General features: G+C 69.5%; 19 protein-coding genes. 10 read left to right on the top strand and 9 right to left on the bottom strand.

Features of this window, described 5'->3' with window-relative positions; all coding sequences use genetic code 11:
• Positions 1–112 precede the first annotated feature (112 nt).
• From ACFQV6_RS12660 to ACFQV6_RS12670, 3 genes are read left to right on the top strand one after another with little or no spacing between them, the layout of a single operon-like run.
• Positions 113–2,152, top strand: coding sequence for a hypothetical protein (locus tag ACFQV6_RS12660; protein WP_378027607.1), 2,040 nt, complete (start codon positions 113–115; stop codon positions 2,150–2,152).
• Positions 2,149–3,351, top strand: coding sequence for an MFS transporter (locus ACFQV6_RS12665; RefSeq protein WP_378027608.1), 1,203 nt, complete (start codon positions 2,149–2,151; stop codon positions 3,349–3,351). The genes ACFQV6_RS12660 and ACFQV6_RS12665 overlap by 4 nt, the downstream gene beginning before the upstream one ends.
• A gap of 11 nt (positions 3,352–3,362) precedes the next feature.
• Positions 3,363–4,712: a GH1 family beta-glucosidase gene (locus ACFQV6_RS12670; protein WP_378027609.1), complete on the top strand. Its 1,350-nt coding sequence runs from the start codon at positions 3,363–3,365 to the stop codon at positions 4,710–4,712.
• Between the two features lie 64 nt (positions 4,713–4,776).
• Here ACFQV6_RS12670 and ACFQV6_RS12675 read toward each other — a convergent pair whose 3' ends face one another.
• The 4 genes from ACFQV6_RS12675 to ACFQV6_RS12690 all read right to left on the bottom strand — a co-directional run bounded on the left by ACFQV6_RS12675 (position 4,777) and on the right by ACFQV6_RS12690 (position 9,724).
• Entirely contained in the window at positions 4,777–5,379 is a 603-nt protein-coding gene (locus ACFQV6_RS12675) for a TetR/AcrR family transcriptional regulator (RefSeq protein WP_378027610.1), read from the bottom strand.
• Between the two features lie 134 nt (positions 5,380–5,513).
• Positions 5,514–6,677 carry an MFS transporter gene (locus ACFQV6_RS12680; RefSeq protein WP_378027611.1) on the bottom strand — a complete coding sequence of 388 codons (1,164 nt, stop codon included), beginning with the start codon at positions 6,675–6,677 and terminating at the stop codon, positions 5,514–5,516.
• Positions 6,678–7,082: 405 nt separating this feature from the next.
• A complete protein-coding gene (locus tag ACFQV6_RS12685; protein ID WP_378027612.1) occupies positions 7,083–7,715 on the bottom strand; it encodes a futalosine hydrolase in 633 nt (210 codons plus the stop codon).
• Positions 7,712–9,724, bottom strand: a complete 2,013-nt coding sequence (locus ACFQV6_RS12690; RefSeq protein ID WP_378027613.1) for an MFS transporter — start codon at positions 9,722–9,724, stop codon at positions 7,712–7,714. The genes ACFQV6_RS12685 and ACFQV6_RS12690 overlap by 4 nt, the downstream gene beginning before the upstream one ends.
• 54 nt (positions 9,725–9,778) lie before the next feature.
• On the opposite strand from ACFQV6_RS12690, the gene ACFQV6_RS12695 reads away from it, so the two are divergent.
• Positions 9,779–10,648, top strand: coding sequence for a DUF3027 domain-containing protein (locus ACFQV6_RS12695; RefSeq protein ID WP_378027704.1), 870 nt, complete (start codon positions 9,779–9,781; stop codon positions 10,646–10,648).
• Between the two features lie 55 nt (positions 10,649–10,703).
• On the opposite strand, the gene ACFQV6_RS12700 is transcribed toward ACFQV6_RS12695, so the two are convergent.
• Entirely contained in the window at positions 10,704–11,009 is a 306-nt protein-coding gene (locus ACFQV6_RS12700; RefSeq protein WP_378027614.1) for a DUF2530 domain-containing protein, read from the bottom strand.
• Between the two features lie 132 nt (positions 11,010–11,141).
• Between ACFQV6_RS12700 and ACFQV6_RS12705 the strand changes: the two genes are divergently transcribed.
• From ACFQV6_RS12705 to ACFQV6_RS12720, 4 genes are all read left to right on the top strand, one after another.
• Positions 11,142–12,584, top strand: a complete 1,443-nt coding sequence (locus ACFQV6_RS12705) for an NCS2 family permease (protein ID WP_378027615.1) — start codon at positions 11,142–11,144, stop codon at positions 12,582–12,584.
• A 132-nt stretch (positions 12,585–12,716) separates the two neighbouring features.
• Positions 12,717–13,151, top strand: a complete 435-nt coding sequence (locus tag ACFQV6_RS12710) for a MarR family winged helix-turn-helix transcriptional regulator (RefSeq protein WP_378027616.1) — start codon at positions 12,717–12,719, stop codon at positions 13,149–13,151.
• A gap of 122 nt (positions 13,152–13,273) precedes the next feature.
• Positions 13,274–14,626: an MFS transporter gene (locus ACFQV6_RS12715; protein WP_378027617.1), complete on the top strand. Its 1,353-nt coding sequence runs from the start codon at positions 13,274–13,276 to the stop codon at positions 14,624–14,626.
• Between the two features lie 190 nt (positions 14,627–14,816).
• Positions 14,817–15,275 (top strand): hypothetical protein, encoded by a 459-nt coding sequence (locus tag ACFQV6_RS12720; RefSeq protein ID WP_378027618.1) that lies wholly within the window; start codon positions 14,817–14,819, stop codon positions 15,273–15,275.
• Positions 15,276–15,563: 288 nt separating this feature from the next.
• Here the strand turns inward: ACFQV6_RS12720 and thpR are convergent, their stop codons facing one another.
• The 4 genes from thpR to ACFQV6_RS12740 form a co-directional block, all read right to left on the bottom strand.
• Positions 15,564–16,118 (bottom strand): RNA 2',3'-cyclic phosphodiesterase, encoded by a 555-nt coding sequence (gene thpR / locus ACFQV6_RS12725; RefSeq protein WP_378027619.1) that lies wholly within the window; start codon positions 16,116–16,118, stop codon positions 15,564–15,566.
• A gap of 216 nt (positions 16,119–16,334) precedes the next feature.
• Positions 16,335–17,408: a septation protein SepH gene (sepH, locus tag ACFQV6_RS12730; protein WP_378027620.1), complete on the bottom strand. Its 1,074-nt coding sequence runs from the start codon at positions 17,406–17,408 to the stop codon at positions 16,335–16,337.
• A 449-nt stretch (positions 17,409–17,857) separates the two neighbouring features.
• Entirely contained in the window at positions 17,858–18,976 is a 1,119-nt protein-coding gene (serC, locus tag ACFQV6_RS12735) for a phosphoserine transaminase (RefSeq protein ID WP_378027621.1), read from the bottom strand.
• 2 nt (positions 18,977–18,978) lie between these two features.
• Positions 18,979–20,085 (bottom strand): citrate synthase 2, encoded by a 1,107-nt coding sequence (locus ACFQV6_RS12740; protein WP_378027622.1) that lies wholly within the window; start codon positions 20,083–20,085, stop codon positions 18,979–18,981.
• 204 nt (positions 20,086–20,289) lie between these two features.
• Here ACFQV6_RS12740 and pdxH point away from each other — a divergent pair, with 204 nt between their 5' ends.
• Together pdxH and ACFQV6_RS12750 are read left to right on the top strand one after the other, a co-directional pair.
• Positions 20,290–20,934, top strand: coding sequence for a pyridoxamine 5'-phosphate oxidase (gene pdxH, locus ACFQV6_RS12745; protein WP_378027623.1), 645 nt, complete (start codon positions 20,290–20,292; stop codon positions 20,932–20,934).
• A 32-nt stretch (positions 20,935–20,966) separates the two neighbouring features.
• Positions 20,967–22,241 carry an MFS transporter gene (locus tag ACFQV6_RS12750; protein ID WP_378027624.1) on the top strand — a complete coding sequence of 425 codons (1,275 nt, stop codon included), beginning with the start codon at positions 20,967–20,969 and terminating at the stop codon, positions 22,239–22,241.
• The last annotated feature ends 9 nt before the right edge of the window (positions 22,242–22,250 follow it).

A 22,250-nucleotide genomic window follows, 5' to 3' on the forward strand; every position in this document is an offset into this window, starting at 1 on the left:
ACACCCGGCGTCGCGTCTGGGAAAAAGATTCATCTTTGTGTCTGGATCTATTCTGTGACGCTTCTTACACTCCCTCTTGCTGGATCAAGTGATCGATCAAAGGGGGTGTCCCGTGGCGCGACTTCGTACGCTCGCCGCGGGCGTCCTGGTGCTCGGCCTGGTCGGTGGGCTGCCTGCCCCCGCCGCCATGGCCGCGAGCTGGACGCCCGCAAATGACCTGGAGGGCGCATGCGTGAGCCTCCAGGTGTTCGACGGATCCACTTCACGCGGATATGCCAAGCGAGACTCGGTGGGCTACGGCTTCACCGGCGCGGTGGCGAGCGCCGAACCGTTCCGGGTCGAGGCCACTCAGCTCGGCCGCTACATGCTGCGCGACTCGACGGGCAAGCCGCCCTACCAGAGCATGCTGGGCTGGGTCTGGGCCGGCGACGGGTACGGGGACCGGGCTGACTGGACGGTGAGCGTCGCGGACGGTCGCTACCGCTTCGTGTCCACCGCCACCGGGCAGCAGATGGGTGTCTACCTCGGTGGACTCGGTGCCGGGAACGCCAACTCGACTGTCGCACTCGCTCCGGCGACCGGCTGTGCCGCGATCCCGGACATCGCTACCGGCGTCAGCGGGACACCCGCCGCGGGTGTGGACTCCAGCGGCAAGATGGTCGGCTGGATCGACGCTCACGCGCACATCACCGCTGCTGAGGCGTTCGGCGGGTCGCTGCACTGCGGTGACGCGTACGCACCCGGCGGCGCCTCGGTGGCGCTGAAGGGCTGTGCCTCACACGCGACGCTCGGCTGGGGTGCGCTCCTCGAGGGCATCATCGCCGGCACCGACCCGATCAACTCGGCGGAGGACGGCTGGCCCACCTTCGGCGACTGGCCGCAGCACGACACGATGCTGCACGAGGCCTCCTACTTCCGCAGCCTGGAGCGTGCCTGGAAGTCCGGGCAGCGGGTGCTCAACGTGCTGCTGGTGGCCAACCGGGTGATCTGCGGTCTGACGCTGGAGCACACCTCCTGCGACGAGATGGACCAGATCCGGGCGCAGTCCACCTATCTGCGGAAGATGCAGGACTATGTGGACGCCCGCAGCGGAGGGCCCGGCAAGGGCTGGTTCCGGCTGGCGACGACCCCGTCCCAGGTACGCCAAATCGCCGCACAGGGCAAGCTGGCCGTCACCATCGGCGTGGAGAACTCCGAGATCTTCGGATGCCGCGAGATCAACGACGTGCCGCAGTGCACCCAGGCGAACATCGACGCCGGGCTCAACGAGCTGGAGAGCATGGGTGTCAGCGGCTTCTACCCGGTGCACAAGTTCGACAACGCGTTCGGCGGCACCCGCTTCGACGAGGGTGTCACCGGTGCCGCGATCAACGTCGGCAACCTGCTCTCCACCGGACACTGGTGGCAGGCGACCAGCTGCACCGGCCCGTCCGACAACGAGCAGCCGCTGGTCAGCGACGACCTCGCCAAGCTGCTCCAGCTCGGCGTCAGCCTGCCCGCCGGTGCGATCCTGCCGGTCTACCCGAGCGGCAAGATCTGCAACATCCGGGGGCTCACCCCGATCGGCAAGTACCTGGTCCAGCAGATGATGAACCGCGGGATGATCATTCACCTCGACCACATGAGCGTGAAGACCGCCTCCGCGGTGCTCGACCTCGCTGAGCAGGCGAAGTACCCGGGTGTCACCTCGGTGCACACCTGGTCCGACCCGAGCATGGTGAACCGGATCCTCGGCGTTGGCGGGTTCGTCGCCAGCTACGCCTTCTCCGCCACCGACGACGGCCAGGACACCGGCACCTTCCTCGACGAGTGGCGGACCAACCGGAGCCTCGCCAACGGATCGAAGATCACCGGGTACGGCGTCGGTACGGACGTGAACGGCCTCGGCCCGCAGGCGGCTCCCCGCCTGAACGCCGGTTCCCGCCCGCTCACCTACCCGTTCACGGCGACCAACGGCACCACCGTCACCAAGCAGGTCTACGGCTCGCGGACCTTCGACCTCAACACCGACGGTGTTGCCCAGTACGGCCTCTACGCCGACTGGATCGTCGACCTGATCAACCAGGCCGGCTCCGACGGGACGCTGCTCCGCAAGCAGCTGCTCAGCGGTGCCGAGTCCTACACAGTGATGTGGGAAAAGGCTCGCGCGTGAGTTTGGTGACCCACGATCCAGCGGCGCCGGTCCGGCGCCGCTGGATGGTCGCCTACGGGCTGGCCATGGTCGGCGTCGCGGCCGGCTGGTTCGGGCCGATCCAGATCCTGCTACCGGAGCAGGCGGCCCGGCTCGCCGGTGAGGACGGCAAGGAGACGCTCCTCGCGCTTGTCACGGCGTGGGGAGCGGCGGCGTCGATGGTCGCCAACCCGCTGTGGGGTGCGCTCTCCGACCGGATCGGCTCCCGTCGGCTCCCGATCTTCGTAGCCGGCACCGTGGTCGGTGTCGCCGGTCTGCTGGTGCTGGCCGGGGCGGACACCACGGCGATCATGGTGTCCGGCTGGGTGCTGGTCCAGGTCGGACTCAACGGGCCGCTGGCGGCGCTTGCTGCGCTGATCGGGGACCGGGTGCCGGAAGGGCAACGGGGTACGGTCGGCGCGCTCTTCGGTGTCGCGCAGATCGTCGGCGTGGTGCTCGGCACCGCGGTGGCGGTCGTCGTCGGACAGGGGGCGCCGGGCTACATCGCGGTGGCGATCGCCGTACCGGCACTCGGCGCGGCGCTGCTGATCATGCATCGCGAAACGCCCGTGGTGGTCTCCGGTAAGCAGTCGGTGAACTGGGCCGTGCTGCTGCGCCCGGGTGCCCAGTTCGCCTGGGCGTGGCTGATCCGCTTCCTGCTCAACCTGGCCAACGCGCTGGTCCTGGTCTACCTCTTCTACTACCTGTCGGACCGGGTCGGCGTGTCCGACGCCGCCGGCTGGGTGCTGATCCTGACCGTGGTGAACGTGCTCTTCGCGGGCGTCGCCGGGTTCGCCGGCGGGATGCTGTCCGACCGCTGGGAACGCCGCAAGGTCTTCGTCGCCACCGGCGCGGTGATCCTCGCCGCCGGCACGGTGCTGATGGCCCTGTTCCCCGTCGTACCGGTGGTCCTGGTCGCTTCCGTGCTGGTCGGGGTCGGCTGGGGCGCCTACATCGCTGTCGACATGGCCGTGCTCACGCACGTGCTGCCCGACGCCGAGACCCGCGCCACCATGCTCGGCGTCGCCAACATCGCCGGAACCCTGCCGCAGCTGCTCGCACCGGTGCTCGCCGCTCCGATCGTCACCGCGCTCGGCGGTTACCGAAGCCTCTATCTGGTCACCGCGGCTTTCGCGCTGGTGGCGCTGGCCGTCCTGCCCCGCCTGCGGGCACTGCGCTGAAAGGATCCACTGTGTATCCCCAGTTTCCCCCGGGGTTCCGGTTCGGCATGTCCACCTCGGCCTACCAGATCGAGGGTGCGGCGGACGCCGACGGTAAAGGCCCGAGCATCTGGGACACCTTCACCGCCCGGCCCGGCGCGATCCGGCACGGCGAGAACGCCCGCGTCGCGATCGACCACTACCACCGGTACGCGGAGGACATCGGTCACATCGCGGACGCCGGGGTGCACGACTACCGGTTCTCGTTCTCCTGGCCGCGGGTGCTGGCCGGCACCGGCTTCTACGATCGGCTGGTCGACACCATCCTGGAAGCAGGGGTGCGCCCGGTCCCGACGCTCTACCACTGGGACCTGCCGCAGGACCTGGAGGACGCCGGCGGCTGGATGAACCGGGACACCGCCCACCGGCTCGCCGATTACGCCGGGACCCTGGTGCGGCGCCTCGGCGACCGGGTCCGGGACTGGATCACCATGAACGAGATGAGCGTGCACACCCTCTACGGGTACGCGCTCACCGACCACGCCCCGGCCAGGGGACTCGGGCTCGAGGCGCTGCCCGCGGCACACCACCAACTGCTCGCGCACGGGCTCGCCGTGCAGGTGCTGCGATCCCACGGTGCGGCTTCGGTGGGGGTGGCCGGTCAGCACTTCCCGGTGACGCCGGCGAGCGACGACGAGGCCGACCAGTTCGCGGCCGGGCTGTTCACCGACCTCACCAACTGGACCTTCTCCGACCCGATCCTGCGCGGCACCTATCCGAACGAGCTGGTCCAGGCGGGTGTCGGCGTTCCGGAAGCCCAACTGGAACGGGATCTGGAACTGATCGGCGCGCCGCTCGACTTCTACGGGGTCAACTACTACGAGCCGACGATGATCGAGGCACCCAAAGAGGGCAAGGACTACACCGGTGTGCTCGAAGTGGACATTCCGGATGGTCTGCCGTTCTCGCCGGTTCCCGTCAAGAGCGACGAACGAACCGACTTCGGATGGGCGATCGTGCCGTCCGGGCTCACCGAGATCCTCGTGACGCTGCGGGACCGATATCCGAACCTGCCGCCGGTGATCATCACGGAGAACGGTGCGTCGTTCCACGACGCCGGCCCCGGGCCCGACGGCCGGGTCCATGACCCGCGCCGGATTTCCTATCTGGACGGGCACGTGCGGGCGGTCGCGGCCGCGATAGAGGCTGGGGTACGCGTGGACGGGTACTACGTCTGGTCGGCGCTCGACAACTTCGAGTGGGCAGCGGGGTACGACGAGCGGTTCGGTCTGGTGTACGTGGACCGGGAGACCCTCGACCGGACCCGCAAGGACTCCTGGTACTGGTATCGCGACCTGATCGCGGCTCAGCACCGAGGGTGATCGGTCCTCAGCGGGATCACCTCTCAGCTGGGCTCTCTGAGCTGGCTCTCTCCGCCGGGTTCTCTCAGCGGGTCTTCCTCAGTTGCTCGACGAACTGGGTGGCGAGGCGGGACAGGCGTTCGGCGCGTCCCTCCTCGGCCCAGCCGTCCACCAGGCTGAGCAGGGTGCTGCCTTCGACCAGGATGATGAAGTCGTCGATCACCGCCTCGTCGTCGACGCCGGGGCGCAGTTCGTTGAGCTCACGTGCCTCGCGAAGGCAGTTCCGCAGGTGGAGGCGGATCTCCTGATGCGACCGGCGGCGTGACTCGGCCAGGCGGGGATGCGACAGGGCCGCCCCCGCGAACGCGACGTTGACGTGGGCGTCGGCGGCGCGTTCCTCATCCAGCGGGAGTACGGCATCGAGTGCGGCCCGAAGCCCGGCCAGCCCGTCCAGGTCACCGCCGATCCGGAAGGCCCGCTCGACGATCCGGTCGTAGACCGCCTTCTGCGCGGCGACCAGAATGTCGTCCTTCCCGCCGAGGAAGTGCGCCAGGACGCTCAGCGAACACCCCGCCTCGTCCGCGATCGCCCGGGTCGTGGTCCCCTCGACGCCGCGAGCCCGGACCACCCGCCACGCGGCCGCGAGCAGCCCGGCTCTTCTCAGGTCGTGGTCCACCAGCCTGGGCACACGACCAGCTTATCTTTGCTTGAAGAGGGACCACCGATCTCCGCCCGGCGGGCGCTGCACAGGCTGGAGTGGCAGGTGGTCGCGGTGTAGCTCGGGGACTATTCGTGTCTCGTACGATAAAGGGGTTGAAAGGGTTAAACCGGCGCTGGAACGCCAAGCGTGCGCAGGCGGCGTGCCAGGGGGAGGGTGGCGATCACCGCCACCACGGGGATGAAGAAGGCGATCTGGAGGCCTACGGGCTCGGAGAGGGCGCCGAGGAGTACCGCGCCGAGCAAGGCGCCCCCGTAGTTGAAGAGGTTGACCTTGGCGATCACCTCGTCGCTGCTCTCTGCTGCTGCCTCGCCGGCGGCGCTGAAGGCTAGCGGGACCAGTACGCCGACGCCGATGCCCGCGACGGCGAAGCCGGCGATGGCGGCGCCGATTGCGGGCAGGACGGCGACGAGCGCGCAGCCGACGCCGCAGATCACCAGGGAGCCGAGGGCGATCATGGAGCGGCCGGTGCGTGGGATGACGTGGTCGGCGACCAGGCGGCTGACCAGGACTGTTGCCTGATAGGCGGCGTAGCCGAGAGGGGCTACCGAGGCGGTGGCGGCCAGGGAGTCCTGGAGGTAGACCGAGCTCCAGGCGCTCACCGCGGAGTCGACCAGGAACGCGGTGAAGATGAGCATGCCGCAGACGATCACGATGGGGCGGACGTTGCGGCCGCCCTCGGCGTGTACGGCGGACGCTCGCAGGGTGCGGCCGGGTTCGAAGGCGCGCCAGCCGATGAGGCCGATCAGTACGGCGAAAACGGCGGCTATGGCCAACGCGAGCGCGGCGCTGGCACCGATCTTCGCCACTGCGGACATCAGGAGGGCGGCGGCGATGGCGGCGGCGGTGTAGGCCGCGAACAGGCGGCTCATGATGCTGCGGCCGAGGCGTGCCTGGACCAGGACACCCTGCATGCTGAGGGAGGCGTCGACGGCGCCAAGGCCTACGCCGTAGGTGAGCAGGATGGCCGTGAAGAGCACGTTCGGGGTGGCGACGGTGGCGCCCGCGAGCCCGGCGCCGATGACCAGCAGGCCTGAGGCGAGGGCGTAACGGCTGCCCCAGCGGGCGGCGATCCGGTCGGCGAGCACCGAACCCGCGGCGGCGGCCACGCAGACGAGCAGCAGAATCGCGGAGACGAAAGTGTCGTCGATGTGCTGGCGGTCCTTGAAGGCGGGAAGAGCGGTCACCAGAGCGGCGTAGCCGAGGCCCTGAGCCGCGTAGCCGGCACCGATCAGCCGGGCCCGGGCGGCGGCGCTCATATCGCTCATCGAGCCCTCGATTCGATTTCAGTGACGGCTGTCACGCAGCATGCCGGGCGCGATCGAGTACAGCAACACCCTGGTGGTAAACGAGATCAGCTCGTTGGTGGCTGCTGTTCCGGCGGGGCTGAGTGCCGGCTGGGCGTGAGGGGTGGTTTTCGGGGCGGCTGGTTCGGCAGGGCGTTGATTGCACCGGAGTAGATGCACACGTTGGGGTTGCGTGTGCGCTGGTGGGCCCCTGGCGTGGGTGGACGCGCACGCAACGTCAATGTGTGCGCCGGCTGGGCGTGAGCGTCGTTTTCGAGCGCCGGGAGCACCGCTGAGTGCCAGCTGGGTGGACGGGCTGGGCGTGAGGGGTGGTTTTTCGGGCGGAGGCACCGCTGAGGGCCAGCTGGGGTGAGGGCGGCGGGAGGGCTAGGGGAGGGTGGATAGGGCGGGGGCGGCGGCGCGGAGGGCGGTGAAGGCTTCGGGGAGGCGCCAGGCGGCTCGGTCGCGGGGGCCGATCGGGTTGGAGATGGTGCGTAGTTCGGCGAAGGGGATGCGGGCGCCGGCGGCGGCGCTGGCTACGCCGTAGCCCTCCATCGCCTCGGCTACGGCGGAGGGGAAGCGGGCTGCGAGCTGGTCGGCGGTGGTGGCTGTTCCGGTCACCGTGCTGAGGGTCAGGATTTCGCCGGGGATCGCGCTGGGCAGAGCGGTGCGTAAGGCGGCCAGCAGGGTGGGGTCGGTGTCCAGGCGGCTGTTGCCGAAGCCGAGTTCTTCGACGGGCAGGAAGCCGTCGGGGGTCTCGGCGCCCAGGTCGGCGGCGATGCTGCGGGTGGCGAGCACGGTGCTGCCGATCTCGGCACGGCCGGGGAAGCCGCCGGCTATGCCCGCGCTGAGAACGGCGCGGTAGGTGCGGGTGGCGAGCAGGCGTGCGGTTCCGGCGGCGGCTGCGGCTGGGCCGACGCCTACGGCCTCGACGACGATCAGGTTCGGGTCGATCTCGCTGCGGAGGGCTTCGGCTTCGGCGGGCACTGCGGTCACGACCAGGATGGGGTACGGGCTCACGAGTCCTCATCGTCGGCGGCATCACCGTTGCGGGTGCTGGATCCGGCGCTGGACGGCCGGTAGACGTGGAATCCCGGCGGCGCCACCGGAGGTTGCTCCTGGCCGGCCGTCGGAGGCTCGGGTTGGCCGGCTGTCCGAGGTTGGTGCTGGCTGGTCAGCCGTTCGGTAGGTGGCTCGGTGGGTGGCCCGGGTGCCGTGGAGGGCTTTTCTTTGCGCCTGCCCTGCCACCACTTGCGTTCTGCCGGGGGCTCGATCAGCGTCGGGTCGGTGGCGCCCTGGTCTCCGCTGCGGGGGCGTGCCGGGGTGCCGGGCTCGTCCTTATGCCGCAGCGCACCCTGGCGGCGGCGCCGGGCCTCTTCCTCGGCGTTCACCCGTGGTTTGCCGCCGGCTGAGGTGCGGCGCTGGCCAGGAGTGCCGGCAGCGGAGGCGGGCGTGCCGGCGCGGGAGCCGGGGGTGCCGGGCGCTGAGGTGCCGGGCGCTGAGGTGCCGGGGGCGGGGGAAGTGGGGGGCTGGCCGAAAACGGTCGGGGCGTCGGGCCAGGGGTCGGCGGGCAGTTCGGAGGGTGGGGTGGGGCGGCGCTCTGGCTGGGGGGTTGGTGGGGAGTCGGGTGCCCGTACACCTGAATCTGGATCGTCGGTGTTGATCGTCGCGTCGGGGCGGCCTGCCAGGCGTTCGTTGTGCAGGCGGGCGGCAGCCCAGGCGGCGCGGGCCGCGGCAAGTACCGCGAGCAGGGCGGCCAGGCCTATGCCCAGCTGGCCGGTGAGGGGGATGAGGCCCATGCCGCCGCCGGCCACCCAGGCCAGCATGAGGAACGTCTCGGAGTGGGCGAACGCGGTGGCGCGCTGCTGTTCCGGTACGCGTTCCTGGATGCTGGCGTCGACCGCCAGCTTCGCGAGCCCGCTGAAGGTGGCGGTGAGCAGTGCCAGCAGTGTGACCGTTACGAGGTTGTAGAAGATCGTGGTGAGGACGGCGACGCCGGCGGCGACCACCAGGCCGCTGGACTGGAGCGCGAGAGGGCGGCGGATGGTCAGGCCGGTCCCGGCGGCGGTGGAGAGGAACGTGCCGAGGGCTAGTGCGGCGCCGACCACGCCGACGGCGGCGCCACGGCTGAGCTCCATGCCGAAGACCGTGGTGTCCAGGTTGCCGCCCATGATCGCGAAGGTCAGGAAGAGCAGCAGGAACCCGTAGAGCAGCCGCAGGCTCGAGCTGCCGATCAGCGTGGCGACCACGAGCTTGCCGGAGAGTGGGCGGTCGGTGCCGCGGCCGATGCGCAGGACAGCTCGCCAAGGGCGGGGCATGGCCTCGGGCGGGTCGGAGTCGGCGCGGGGCGGCAGTCGCAGCGCCACCACGACGCCGAGCATGAAGATGACGGTGGCGACACGCAGCGACCACTGTGGCCCGAACTTGAAGGCGAGCAGGCCGATCGGAGCCACCAGGGCACCGGCGAAAGTGCCGTACACGCTGGCTCGGGCGCCCACCTGGGACAGTCCGACACCCTCGGGCAGCAGGCGGGGCACGGCCGCCGAGCGTGCCACCCCGTAGGCACGGGAGAAGGCGAGCACACCGAACGCCGCCGGATAGAGCCCCCAGCCGAGCAGGTTGTCGGACATGACGTAGGCGAGGAAGGCCCGGCCCAGCATGGTGGAGGCCAGGGCGTAGCGCCGGCCGTGCCGGAAGTGGTCGAGCAGTGGGCCGACGACCGGCGCCAGGAGCGCGAACGGCACCATCGTGATGAGCAGGTAGAGCGCGACCTTGCTGCGGGCCTCGCCGAGCGGGACGCTGAAGATGGTCCCGGCGAGCCCGATCGCGATGAGCGCGTCGCCGGCGCAGGAGATCGCGTGCAGGTCGAAGAGGCGGATCATGCCGACCTCGTTGGCGGCGCCGCGGGCGCGTGCCGACCCGACCCGGCGTGTCGCCCAGGCGCTTCCGCGCAGGGAACCGCGCACCAGAAGCCGCACCGCCTTGACGCCGGTGCCGACGGTGCGTCCGAGCGTGGGAAGCAGCGGCATGGGAACCATCCTGACTGATGCGGGCGACCCTTGCCCTGTTCCGCGCCCGGCTATCTGGGGACTCGTTGCGGGCTTTCGGGTTCGGTAGGCAACAATGGGCGAGTGACCACCAGGACCGCTGCCCGCGCTGCCCGACTCGACCAGGTCTGTGCCGATGCCGTCGGGGTGGCTCGGGGTGCCATCACCGAAGTGGACCCGAGCGACGTCGGTGAGCACCTGGAAGTGATCGCCGAGGGCGATCGTGTCGTGACTCACTTCTTCGAGAGCCACCTCGACGGATATCGGGGCTGGCGCTGGGCGGTGACGGTGACCCGGGTCCCGCGCAGCCGGCACGTCACGATCTGCGAGGCGGTGCTGCTGCCCGGCCCCGACGCGCTGCTCGCCCCCGGCTGGGTGCCGTGGAACGAGCGGGTGCAGCCCGGCGACCTCGGCGTCGGCGATCTCATGCCGACCGCGCCCGACGACGACCGGCTCACCCCGGGCTATGTGCTCAGCGACGACGCCGCGGTCGAGGAGGTCTCCTGGGAGATCGGCCTGGGCCGCTCGCGGGTGATGTCCCGCGAGGGGCGGATCGAGACCGCCCAGCGGTGGTATGACGGGGAGTCCGGCCCGGAGGCGGCGATCTCGGCCGCCGCGCCGCGCAACGCCCGTTGCGGCGCCTGCGGCTTCTACCTGCCGCTCGCCGGCACCCTGCGGCAGATGTTCGGCGTCTGCGGCAACCTCTACGCGCCGGATGACGGCCGCGCGGTCAGCGCCGACCACGGGTGCGGAGCGCACTCGGAGGCCCTGCTCACCGCGGTCGAGGTGCCGGTCGACGAACTGCCGACGGTGTACGACGACAGTGAGGTGGAGTCCGTGGCGGTCAGCCGTGGGCACGGCTCGGTGGAGTCGGGCGAGCCGGCCGAGGATTACGGGCACAGCTGAGCGTTCCCGGTTCGAGTTCCGCCTTCGGATCCAGGTCCGAGTTCCGCCTTCGGAGCTATTCGATGACGCGGAACTCCGGGTGCGTGAGCGCCCGGCGGCGTTTGCGGTTCCGGTCGTGCAGGGCCATCGTCAGCGTGCCCGGTATGCCCCAGAGCAGGCCGGCCAGACAGACCTCGACCCACTCCTTGGGTGCCCCGGTCAGCCACGTGACCAGCAGGGCGATCGCGAACGCTGCGACGCCCGCGAGCGCGAACGGGATCATCGGCGGGTCCAGCGGTGCGGGCCGTGGTTTCGTCCCGGTCACCACGGTGAGAGCCGGCAACGGATCGCCGGTGCGCGTGGCGGGAGACAGGTCACTCACTCCGCCAGGGTAAGGCCATTACGCACCGCATCGGTGCAGCGCGTGAGAGTTGTAACATCACTTGGCTTTTACCGGGGCAGTCACATCTGAAAACATGCGCGCAACTGCTGATGTGTCACCCCGGAAGGTCACATGTCCATAGATACAGAGTCACCCGCCACCAACGGTTTCGACAGGTACTTCGAGATAACCAAGCGCGGTTCCACGATCAGTCGTGAGATCCGCGGTGGTTTCGTCACGTTCTTCACAATGGCCTACATCGTCGTGCTCAACCCGCTGATCCTGGCGGGTGGCGCCGACGCGACCGGCGCCAAGCTCCCGATCGCCGCGCTGGCCGCCGGTACCGCCCTGGTCGCCGGCCTGATGACGATCCTGATGGGCGTGGTCGGCCGCTTCCCGCTGGCACTGGCCGCCGGGCTCGGTGTGAACGCGCTCGTCGCGTACGAGATCGCACCGGAGATGACCTGGGCCGACGCGATGGGCCTGGTCGTCATCGAGGGTGTGCTGATCGCCATCCTGGTGCTGACCGGCCTGCGCACGGCCGTGTTCAAGGCGGTGCCGACACAGCTCAAGACCGCTATCGGCGTGGGCATCGGCCTCTTCCTGATGATCATCGGTCTGGTCGACGCCGGGTTCGTGCACCGGATTCCGGACGCCGCCAACACCACCGTCCCGGTCGAGCTGGGGCTGGGCGGCAAGCTGATGACCTGGCCGACGCTCGTCTTCGCGATCGGCCTGCTCTTCACGCTCGTGCTGTTCGTCCGCAAGGTCAAGGGCGCGATCCTGATCGGCATCCTGGGCACCACGGTGCTCGCGATCATCGTCGAGGCGATCGCGCAGCTCGGCCCGGCCATCACCAACCCGCACGGCTGGTCGCTGAACGTGCCGACGCTGCCGGACAAGATCATCGACACCCCCGATCTGTCGCTGATCGGCGAGTTCAACGTGCTCGACTCGTGGTCGCGGGCCGGCGTGCTGGTCGTGCTGATGTTCATCTTCACGCTGCTGGTGACGGACTTCTTCGACACCATGGGCACGATGGTCGCGGTCGGCCAGGAGGGTGAGCTGCTCGATGCCGAGGGCATGCCCCCGCGTACGAAGGAGATCCTGCTCGTCGACTCGATCGCCGCGGCCGCCGGTGGTGCGGCGAGCGTGTCCAGCAACACGTCGTACGTGGAAAGCGCCTCGGGTGTCGGCGAGGGTGCCCGGACCGGTGTGGCCAACCTGGTCACCGGTGTGCTGTTCCTGCTGGCGATGTTCCTCGCCCCGCTGGTCAAGGTGGTGCCGTTCGAGGCGGCCTCGACCGCGCTCGTGGTGGTCGGCTTCCTGATGATCACCACGGTCCGTCAGATCGACTGGTCGGACTACACGATCGCGGTGCCGGCGTTCCTGACCGTCACGCTGATGCCCTTCACCTACTCGATCTCCAACGGCATCGGGGCCGGGATCATCACGTACGTGGTGCTGAAGGTCGCCACCGGACGGGCCCGAGAGATCCACCCGCTGATGTACGGCATCGCCGCCCTGTTCGTCCTCTACTTCGCCCGTGGTCCCCTGGAGGCCTGGATCCTCTGACCTATCGGGTTTAACGCCTGATGACCGCCGTCGCCGGGGTGCGTTACCGTGCCGGTGACGGTGGTCATACGGGTTATCGGATGTCGTTAGCCATGCTCATTAGCTAGGCTAAGTACTGTGATGGAGCGGGTGATGACGACGGAGCGTACGGCGGCGGAACCGCTGGCCAAGACGCTGCGGGATGCGATCACCAGACTCGGCCGCCGAGTCCGACAGGCCCGTCCGATCGGCGACCTCACGTTCAGTCAGCTCTCCGCCCTGACCAGCCTCCAACTGGCCGGTGCTCTGACTCCTCGTGAGCTCGCCGACGTGGAACGGGTTCAGCCCCCGACGATGACAAAGATCGTCGGGAAGCTGGAGGAGCGTGGACTGGTGGCGCGTACGCCGCACCCCACCGACGGGCGTCAGGTCATCCTGGCCGCCACCGACGAGGGGCGCACGGTGTATGCGCAGTACGAGCGGGCACGTAACGAGTGGCTGGCCAAGCAACTGGAACAGCTGACCCCCGAGGAACGGGAAACCCTGGGGCGGGCTGCGGAGATCCTGCAGCGCGTCGCCCGGGGCTGAGCCGGGTTTCGTACCGGCGGCCGGTTCGTCCCGGCGCCCGTTTCGACAGGTCGTTCCGCTTCGTCACACGACGATGACGCGTACGACCGAACCCGAGGGGGCGCACCCACGTGCGGGCAGCCTTGAACACCACATTCCGATCCCTGCAGGTTCCGAACTACCGCCTCTTCGCCGGCGGGCAACTGGTGAAGCTGATCGGCGTGTGGATGATGTTCACGGCCCAGGACTGGCTGGTGCTGGAACTCTCCGACAACTCCCCGGGTGCTCTCGGGATGGTCACGGCGCTTCAATTCGTACCCGTCATGCTCCTCACCCTCCCGAGTGGCCGCCTGGCCGACCGGTACGACAAGCGCAAGTTGCTGATCGCGGCGAATGCCGCCTTCGCCGTCTTCGCCATCGCCTTCGCGGTGCTGATCACCGTCGGTGTGGTCGTGCTCTGGCACGTGTTCGTGTTCGCGCTCCTGCTCGGCATCGCGAACGCCGTCGAGACACCGGTGCGGCAGTCGTTCGTCTCCGAGCTGGTCGAGATGCGGCTGCTGCCGAACGCGCTCGCCCTCTCCGCGGCGACCTTCAACGTGGCCCGGATCAGCGGCCCGGCGGTGGCCGGCCTGCTCCTGGCCCTGCTGTCGACGCCGGGAGTGTTTCTGATCTCGACCGTACTGGCGGTGGCGCCGGTCTTCACCTACATCCGGATGCGGCCCGCTGACCTGCACCGCACCGAGCGTAAGAGCGGGGCCGGCACGCGGGTGATCGACGGGCTGCGCTACGTCGGTAAGCGGCACGACCTGCTGCTGCCGATCTGCCTGATGGCCGTGATCGGCATGATCGGCTTCAACTTCCCGGTGACCCTGGCGGCCCTCGCGAAAATCAACTTCAACGCGGGGCCGTCATCGTTCGGCCTGCTCACGACGGCCCTGGCGATCGGGTCACTCGGCGGAGCGCTGGCCGGGACCCGGCGGCGGACCCGGCCGAGCATCTACAAGGTGATCGGGGCGGCGCTGCTGTTCGGGCTGTTCGAGATCTCGGTCGGGTTCGCGCCCAACTTCGTCGTGGCGGCGGTGTTGCTGGTGCCCACCGGGTTCTTCTCGATCTATCTGGCGCAGGGTGCCAATCACCGTGTGCAGATGGGGGTTGATCCGGAGTTCCGGGGGCGCGTGATGGCGCTGTACGTGCTGGTGTTCCTCGGTAGCACGCCGATCGGGGCGACCCTGGCGGGATGGTGGGGCGAGCATTACGGGGTGCCGTCGAGTATCTGGGCGGCCGGGGTGGTGAGTTTTCTGGCTGCTGTGGGTGCGCTGGTGTGGCAGTTGCGGGTCAGTGATGAGCGGATCGAGGTTCGGGTTCGGCCGCGGGTTCGGGGGGTTGAGCCGTCTGAGGGGCTCTCTGATGATGATCTTTTAGGCAGGGGTACGGCGGAGTCGGTTGATGCTCGTGCGGGTGCTGGCGTGGGTGCTGGGCCGTTGACGCGGGTTTGAGGCGCTCTGGTTCCGTCTTGCCTGCTTTCCCGTCTTGCTTCGCGTCTGCTTCCGCGTTTGGGTTCGCGTTTGCTTCCGCGTTTTGGATCCGCCCGCGGGGCAAGATCAGCGTCTGGGCTGGTGAAGCTTGGCAGAGCACCTCCACCAAACGGGTATTCCGGCTCGAACTCTGAGGGCTTAGCGTCGAATCGTGGCGATCGCGCACATTGCTGTGCTCTCGGCGGCGTTCTCAGCGTTGCTTGTGTTGCCGTGCGCCGTGGCGGTCATCCTCGGCCCCGACGTGCGCACCATGCGTCGCATGCTGACCCGGGGCGGGCGCCGGGAGATGCACGCTCTGGACAGCACATTGAGGGTGCTTGACGTCGACGCTCGGTTGGCGGCGCTGGACGATCCCACCATCGAGCAGATTGCGTACGACTTGTGGCGGCTTGACTCTCAGCGCCGGAGTGGGCTGACCCGATCGTCGACGGTGTGGCTGGCGGCGGTCATGCGGGCCTATGACGTTCGGCTTCAGCTGGCTTGCCGGCAGCTCGGGGTGACTGAGCATCTTCAGCCGCTCGACGGGATGGATCGGGAGATCGAGCGGGTGCGGGTGGAGGGTCAGCTGGAGGCGGCCGGGCTGACGCTGCGGCGCCCGGAGTCCCGCTGATCATCGACGGACACGTCTCCTTGATCGCTGGCTGACCGTCGCGCCTTGTTGATGGCGGTTGACCGTTGCGGCGTCTCGTGAGGTTGTGGCTGCACACGGAGACGTCAACGGGTGCAGTTGCCCGTTCCTTGCGGCGCACGGAGACGTCAACGTGTGCAGTTAGCTCCGATTTTGGGTTGTGGGAGCACACGCAAGGCGAGCGTGTGCATTTGGGCGTCCTCTGGCGTTGGTTGGCGCGCACGTAACGCCAATGTGTGCGTTCGTTTGGCCTGTCGAGGGGCTGAGCGTCTAATCGGCGGGGCGGGCCGGCCAGGTGTGGAGGCGGTGGTATTCGCTGTCTGCGCTTCGTACCAGGGAGAACTCGGTTACCGGCCACGATGGTCCTGCGTAGTCGTGCAGTGCGCGGTGGATGGCGTGATCGAAGCGGTACGAGACCGTCAGATGTGGCCGGAACGGTCGTTCGTCGATGGGGAAGCCGGCGTCGATCAAGGCTGAGCGGAGGTCTTGGCGGAAGGCGGCGAGCGCGTCGACGTCGCCGGCCAGGCCGGCCCAGAGGACTGTGCCGAAACGTCCGCCGCCGGTCAGGTGGAGGGTGATCGGGCCGGGCGGCGGTACGTCGGATAGTGCGCGGGCGACGTCCTCGGCGCGGTCGTCGGGTACCGCGTTCAGGAAAGCCAGCGTGATGTGCCACTTCTCCGGGCGGGTGGGGCGGCTGTGGGCTGGGAGCTGTCTTTTCAGGTCAAGACGGGCGTCCTCGTTGGGGAAGACGGCGATGAACAGGCTCAGGATGTCTCCCCGGTCGGCAACGCGCGGATGGGAGCGGCACGCGGATGAGTGCGGCACGCGGATGGGGGCGGCACGCGGATGGGGGCGGCACGCGGATCGCGGCACGCGGCGCGCGAGGAGGTAGGGGCGCGAGGAGGTAGGGGCGCGAGGAGGTAGGGGCGCGGTGCCCAGAAGTGGCGCGGCGCGGGCGAGGCGGGGCGCGGGCGGCCCGGGGGTGGTTGGGCGCGGCGCGAGGTGAGCCCGGGCGGCCCGGGGGTGGTTGGGCGCGGCCGGTTAGGAGGACTCGCGGGCGGCGGGGCCGCCGCCGAACAGGACGTCGTCCCAGCTGGGGAGGCGCTTGCGGGGCTTGCTGCTGTTTTCGTCGGACTCGGAGTTGGCCGGGGTGCCCTGGCCGACGGTGCGGCGGGGGCGGAGGACGGCCAGGGAGGGGACGGCGGGGACCTCTTTGGGCAGGTCGGCGTCGTCGTCGAAGGCTGAGCCGGAACCGCCGCCGAGCAGGGCTGCGGCGCCGCCGGCGACGGGGCGGCGGGAGCCGGGCTGCTCGAGGCTGCGGCCGGAGCTGCCCTCGAGCGGGCGGTCGAGGGAGGCGAGCAGGGCGTCGCGGCCGGCTCGGATCGGGTCGCGGGTGGAGCGTGCGGGGGTGGAGCGTGCGGGGGTGGAGTCGGCGGAGGGCAGGCCGTGGCCGCCGCGGGTGGGCTCGATGCTGCGGGCGGGGCCGGGCAGGCCGTGGCCGCCGCGCTCGGGAGCCGGCTCCTGACCGAGGATCTGGGTGGGACGCTCGGCGCACAGGTATTGCGCCATGTCGTCGTGCGGGGAGACCACCTGGCGGCCCTTGTCCATGTCCCAGATGGCCTGGGCGGTGGCCTTGCCGGACGGCCAGGTGGCGACGATGCGCCAGGTGCCGTCGTCCTTGCGGAACGCGTCCCAGGAGATTTTCTCGGTGTCGATGCCGTGCTGCGACAGCCGGCTGTCGACGACCTCGGCGAGGGGCTGACCGGAATCGGACGTCTTCAGCCGGGTGCGGCGGGCGTGCTGGGCGAGCATGGCTCGCTCCTGCAGCACCGGGCCCGCATAGCGGAGCACGCGGTCGACGGGCACACCGGCGATCCGGGCGACGTCCTCGGCGGACTCGCCGGAGCGGATGCGCGCCTGGATGTCTCGCGGTGACAGCGAAGCCGTCGCCTCCGGTGACATGACTGCCAGCGCTGTGCCGGGCGCCGCGGGCCCCTCGGTCAGCGCACCCGAGATCCGGTCGTCAAGTGGAAGGGCCAGGAGTCGACCGACCTCGTCGGCGAGCACCAGAGCCTGACCGTCCTCGGAGAGGGCGACGAAGCGTACCGGCCGCATGCGTTGCCTCCGTCCCGTCGCGTTGGCCTGTGCTCCCGAGAGTCAGCCACCCGGGCGCGTTTCGGAACACGGTACGCGCCTTGGTCACCCTATGGGGGTAAGCCACGCCGTCAAATGAGCTGACCAGCGGTGATGATCTTCAAGTTCCAGTTCGGAGATCCATTCAAACCCACAAACCCTTTTTAGGGGTACGGATGTCCGGTAGTCAACACGAATGAGCCACCTCACGCCCCGTTCGGTGAGCCGTCGTTCGCGGTGTGCCGAGATCGTGCGGTGAGGGTGATGGGGCAGCTCCGCCCGGCGCGGGCGGCAATGGCTCGCGGTGCAGCCAGGCCGCTCGGGCAGGCGGGGACTTTGGGGTCCCTCGTACGTCTGCGTTGGGGTTTGCTGGGAAATGAGCCGGCGGCGGCTCACTGAGAGTGAGCCGCCGCCGGGTCTTGAGAAGAGCTTCAGAGGCGTTCGATGACGTAGTCGATGCAGGTGGTGAGGGCTGCTACGTCGGAGGGGTCGACGGTGGGGTAGAGGGCTACGCGGAGTTGGTTGCGGCCGAGTTTGCGGTAGGGCTCGGTGTCGACGATGTCGTTGGCGCGCAGGATCTTGGCGATGGCTGCGGCGTTGATGCCGTCGGCGAAGTCGATCGTGGCGACGGCGGCGGAGCGCAGGGCCGGGTCGGTGACGAAGGGCTGGGCGTAATCGGACTTCTCGGCCCAGCCGTAGACGGCGGCGGCGCTTTCGGCGCTGCGCTTGACCGCCCAGGTGAGGCCGCCCTGTGCGTTCATCCAGTCGAGTTGTTCGGCGGCGAGGAAGACCGTGGCCAGGGCGGGTGTGTTGTAGGTCTGCTCGAGCCGCGACTGTTCGATGGCGGTGACCAGGTCGAGGAACTGGGGGATGTAGCGGCCGGACGACTTGATCTCGAAGGCGCGGTCGAGTGCGGCGGGGGACAACAGGGCCATCCACAGGCCGCCGTCGGAGCCGAGTGCCTTCTGCGGTGCCAGGTAATAGACGTCGGTCTCGGTCAGGTCGACGTCCAGGCTGCCGCCGCCCGAGGTGGCGTCGGTGAGGATGAGCGACCCGGGGTCGGCGCCCTGGACGCGGCGGACCGGAACGGCGACGCCGGTGGAGGTCTCGTTGTGCACGCTCGCGTAGACGTCGACGCCGGCCTCGGCGGTCAGATAGGCGGCCTGGCCGCCGGGCGCCCGGTGCACGGTGGGCTGGTCGAGGAACGGCGCGTCGGCGACGGCCTTGACGAACTTGGCGCCGAACTCACCGAACTCGGCGAACTGGGCCTTGCTGCGGACCAGGCCGAACGTGGCGACCTCCCAGAACGCGCTGGTGCCGCCGTTGGCGAGGACGACCTCGTAGCCGTCGGGCATCGAGAAGAACTCGGCGAGGCCGCGGCGCAGCCGGGCGACCTGCTCCTTCACCGTCTTCTGCCGATGGGACGTGCCCATGAAGGTCCGGGAGACGGCGGAGAGCGCCTCGACACCTTCCGGCCGGACCTTGCTCGGCCCGGAGCCGAACCGTCCGTCTACGGGTTTGATCGCGTCTGGGATCCGGATGTCAGCCACGGTCACACATTATGCGCGAGGTGACTCCACCCCTCGACCTCCTGCGGCTTGCGGGGATCCGGTCCCACATAGTGGAGGCTGGGTCGCAGGATCCGGCCGAGCCGTTTCTGCTCCAGGATGTGCGCGCTCCAGCCGGCCACCCGGGCGCAGGTGAACATCGAGGTGAACATGTGTGCCGGTACCTCGGCGAAGTCGAGCACGACGGCGGCCCAGAAATCGACGTTCGTCCACAGGTCGCTCTGCGGCTTGCGCTCGCGGAGCTCGGCCAGCGCCGCTGCTTCGAGGGCCTCGGCGACCTCGAACCGGGGAGCGCCGAGGTCCTTGGCGATGCGGCGCAGGACACGGGCCCGCGGATCCTCGGCCCGGTAGACCCGGTGACCGAAACCCATCAGTCGCTCGCCGCGGTCGAGGGCGTCCTTCACGTAGGACGTGGCGTCGCCGCTGCGCTCGACCGCCTCGATCATGTGCAGCACCCGGGTGGGTGCGCCGCCGTGCAGCGGGCCGGAGAGGGCGCCGATCCCGGAGGAGATGCAGGCGGCCGCGTCCGCACCGGTGGAGGCCACGATCCGGGCGGTGAAGGTGGAGGCGTTGAGACCGTGCTCGGCGGCCGAGATGAAGTACGCGTCGACGGCCTTGACGTGCCGCGGGTCGGGTTCGCCGCGCCACCGGCGCATGAACCGCTCCACGATGGTCCCGGCCTTGTCGATGTCCTTCTGCGGCACGGCCGGCAGGCCCAGCCCGCGGGCCGCCTGCGCGACGAAGGACAGTGCGGTCACCGAGACCCGGGCCAGGTCGGACCGGGCCTGCTCCTCGGTGATGTCGAGCATCTGGGAGAGACCCCAGTAGGGCGCGAGCATCGCGACGGCTGACTGTACGTCGACGCGGATGTCGCCGGAGTGCACCGGTACCGGGAACGGCTCGGCGGGCGGCAGGCCCGGCCCGAACTTCCCATCCACCAGCAGGCCCCAGACATCGCCGAACGAGACCTGCCCGATCAGGTCCTCGATGTCGACGCCGCGGTATCGCAGCGCGCCACCGTCCCGATCGGGCTCGGCGATCTCGGTCTCGAAGGCGATGACGCCCTCGAGCCCCGGCTTGAAGTCGGACACGGCACTCCCTGTGAAACCGAACTGCGGTGAGTGATTCATCTTGCCCGCCGAGTAACCGCACGGTCGAGCCGTGGCGATTGTGCTCTCGATGACACCCATCCTGGTTCAACTGACGTTTCACGCGGGTGGACTTAACGTCGTTCCCCTCGGGGTCGCCTCGGTTTTTCGCCGCGGCAGGCTCGGCCGAATCGTTGAGGAGCAGGCATGACCGCTTCGCCCGCCGGGATGCGCCGGGACTACACCGAGCGTGGGCCGCTGCTGGAGAGCGCGCTGGCCGGGGACTGGGCCGCGCAGTTCGCCGGCTGGTTCGCCGAGGCGACGGCCTTCGGCCTGCCGGAACCCAACGCGATGATCGTGGCGACGGCGGACGAGGGGGCGCGTCCCTCCGCGCGGACGGTCCTTCTCAAGGGGTACGACCAGCGCGGTTTCGTCTTTTTCACGAACTATGAGTCGCGTAAGGGTGTCGAGTTGGGCGCCAACCCGTACGCGAGCCTGGTCTTTCCGTGGTTCCCGATGCAGCGTCAGGTGATCGTTGCCGGACAGGTCGAGCGGGTGTCCCGGGCGGAGACCGAGGATTACTTCGCGTCCCGGCCGCGCGGCTCCCAGCTCGGCGCGTGGGCGAGCCCGCAGTCCCGGGTGCTCGACGGCCGGGCGGCGGTGGAAGCCGGTCTGGCCGCGGCGACCGAGCGATTCGCCGATGGTGCGGTGCCGGCGCCGCCGCACTGGGGTGGGTTCCGGGTGGTTCCGGAGACGGTGGAGTTCTGGCAGGGGCAGAGCAGCCGGCTGCATGATCGGCTGCGGTTCCGGCGCTCCCCGTCCGGCTGGGTTGTGGAGAGGCTCGCTCCTTGAGCCAGGAAGTGTCCAAGGGGTCGAGGTCGTGGATGATCGACACCCGTCCGCTGCGGGTGCCCACGTTCCGGCGCACCTGGATCGGCAACGGGGCGTCGTACTTCGGGTTCCAGTTCACCGCGGTGGCCGTACCGGTGCAGATGTTCGCGATCACGGACTCGCCGACCTGGGTGGGTCTGCTGGGTGTCGCGGGTCTCGTGCCCCTGCTGATCTTCGGATTGTGGGGCGGAGCGGTCGCCGACGCGGTGGACCGGCGCCGGTTGCTGCTGACCAGCTCCGTACTGACCTGGCTGACCACCTGCGGCCTGCTGGTGCAGGCCCTGCTCGGGGCGCGCAGCGGTCACCTACTGCTGGCGCTGACGGCTGTGCAGTCCGCCGGGTTCGCGATCAGCTCGCCGGCCCGGCAGGCGATCGTGCCGCGGATCGTCCCGGAGGGGATGGTTCCGGCCGCCAACACGCTGAACTACACGGCTACCACGGCTGGTGGGGTGCTGGGGCCACTGACGGCCGGTCTGATCATGGGGATCTGGTCGACAGGCACGGGGGTGGTGGTGGCTTATGCGCTGGATGCGGTGCTTTTCGCGATCACGTTCTGGGCCACCTGGCGGCTGCCGTCCATCCCGCCGGTCTCGTTCCACGATGCTGCGGGTGACGATGCTGCGGGTGATGTCGAGATGCCGTCCGCGGGTCTGCGTGGCATCGCGGTCGGACTGAAGTTCCTGGTCACCCAGCCGGTGCTGCTGCTCTCGTTCGCGATCGACCTGGTCGCCATGGTGTTCGCCATGCCGCGGGCACTCTTCCCGGCGGTCGCGGAGGAGCAGTTCGGCGGCGGTTCGGCGGTGGGCTGGCTCTACAGCGCCATCGCGATCGGCTCGGTGCTCGGCGGGCTCACCTCGGGCTGGATCGGCCGGGTCCGCCGGCAGGGGCTCGCGCTGGTGGTGGCCGTCGTCGGATGGGGCATCGCGATCGGCCTCTCCGGGCTGGCGCACCAGCTCTGGCTGATGGTGCTGCTGCTCGCCGTCGCCGGGGCGGCGGACCTCGTCAGCGCGGTCTACCGGCAGACGATCATGCAGACCTTCGCGCCGGACCGGTTGCGCGGCCGACTGCAAGGAGTGTTCACCGTGGTGGTGGCCGGCGGACCCCGGCTGGGTGATCTTCGAGCCGGTGCCACAGCCGACCTGACCAGCGTCAACGCCTCCTGGGCGGGTGGTGGCTTCGCGGCTGCCGGATTGGCTGTGTTGCTGGCCGCGATCTCTCCGGCACTGATCCGCTACCGGCCCGACCGGGACACATCCGGGGACCGATAGTGTCGCGGT

The organism is Actinoplanes sp. GCM10030250 (assembly GCF_042666575.1).
GTDB lineage: Bacteria > Actinomycetota > Actinomycetes > Mycobacteriales > Micromonosporaceae > Actinoplanes.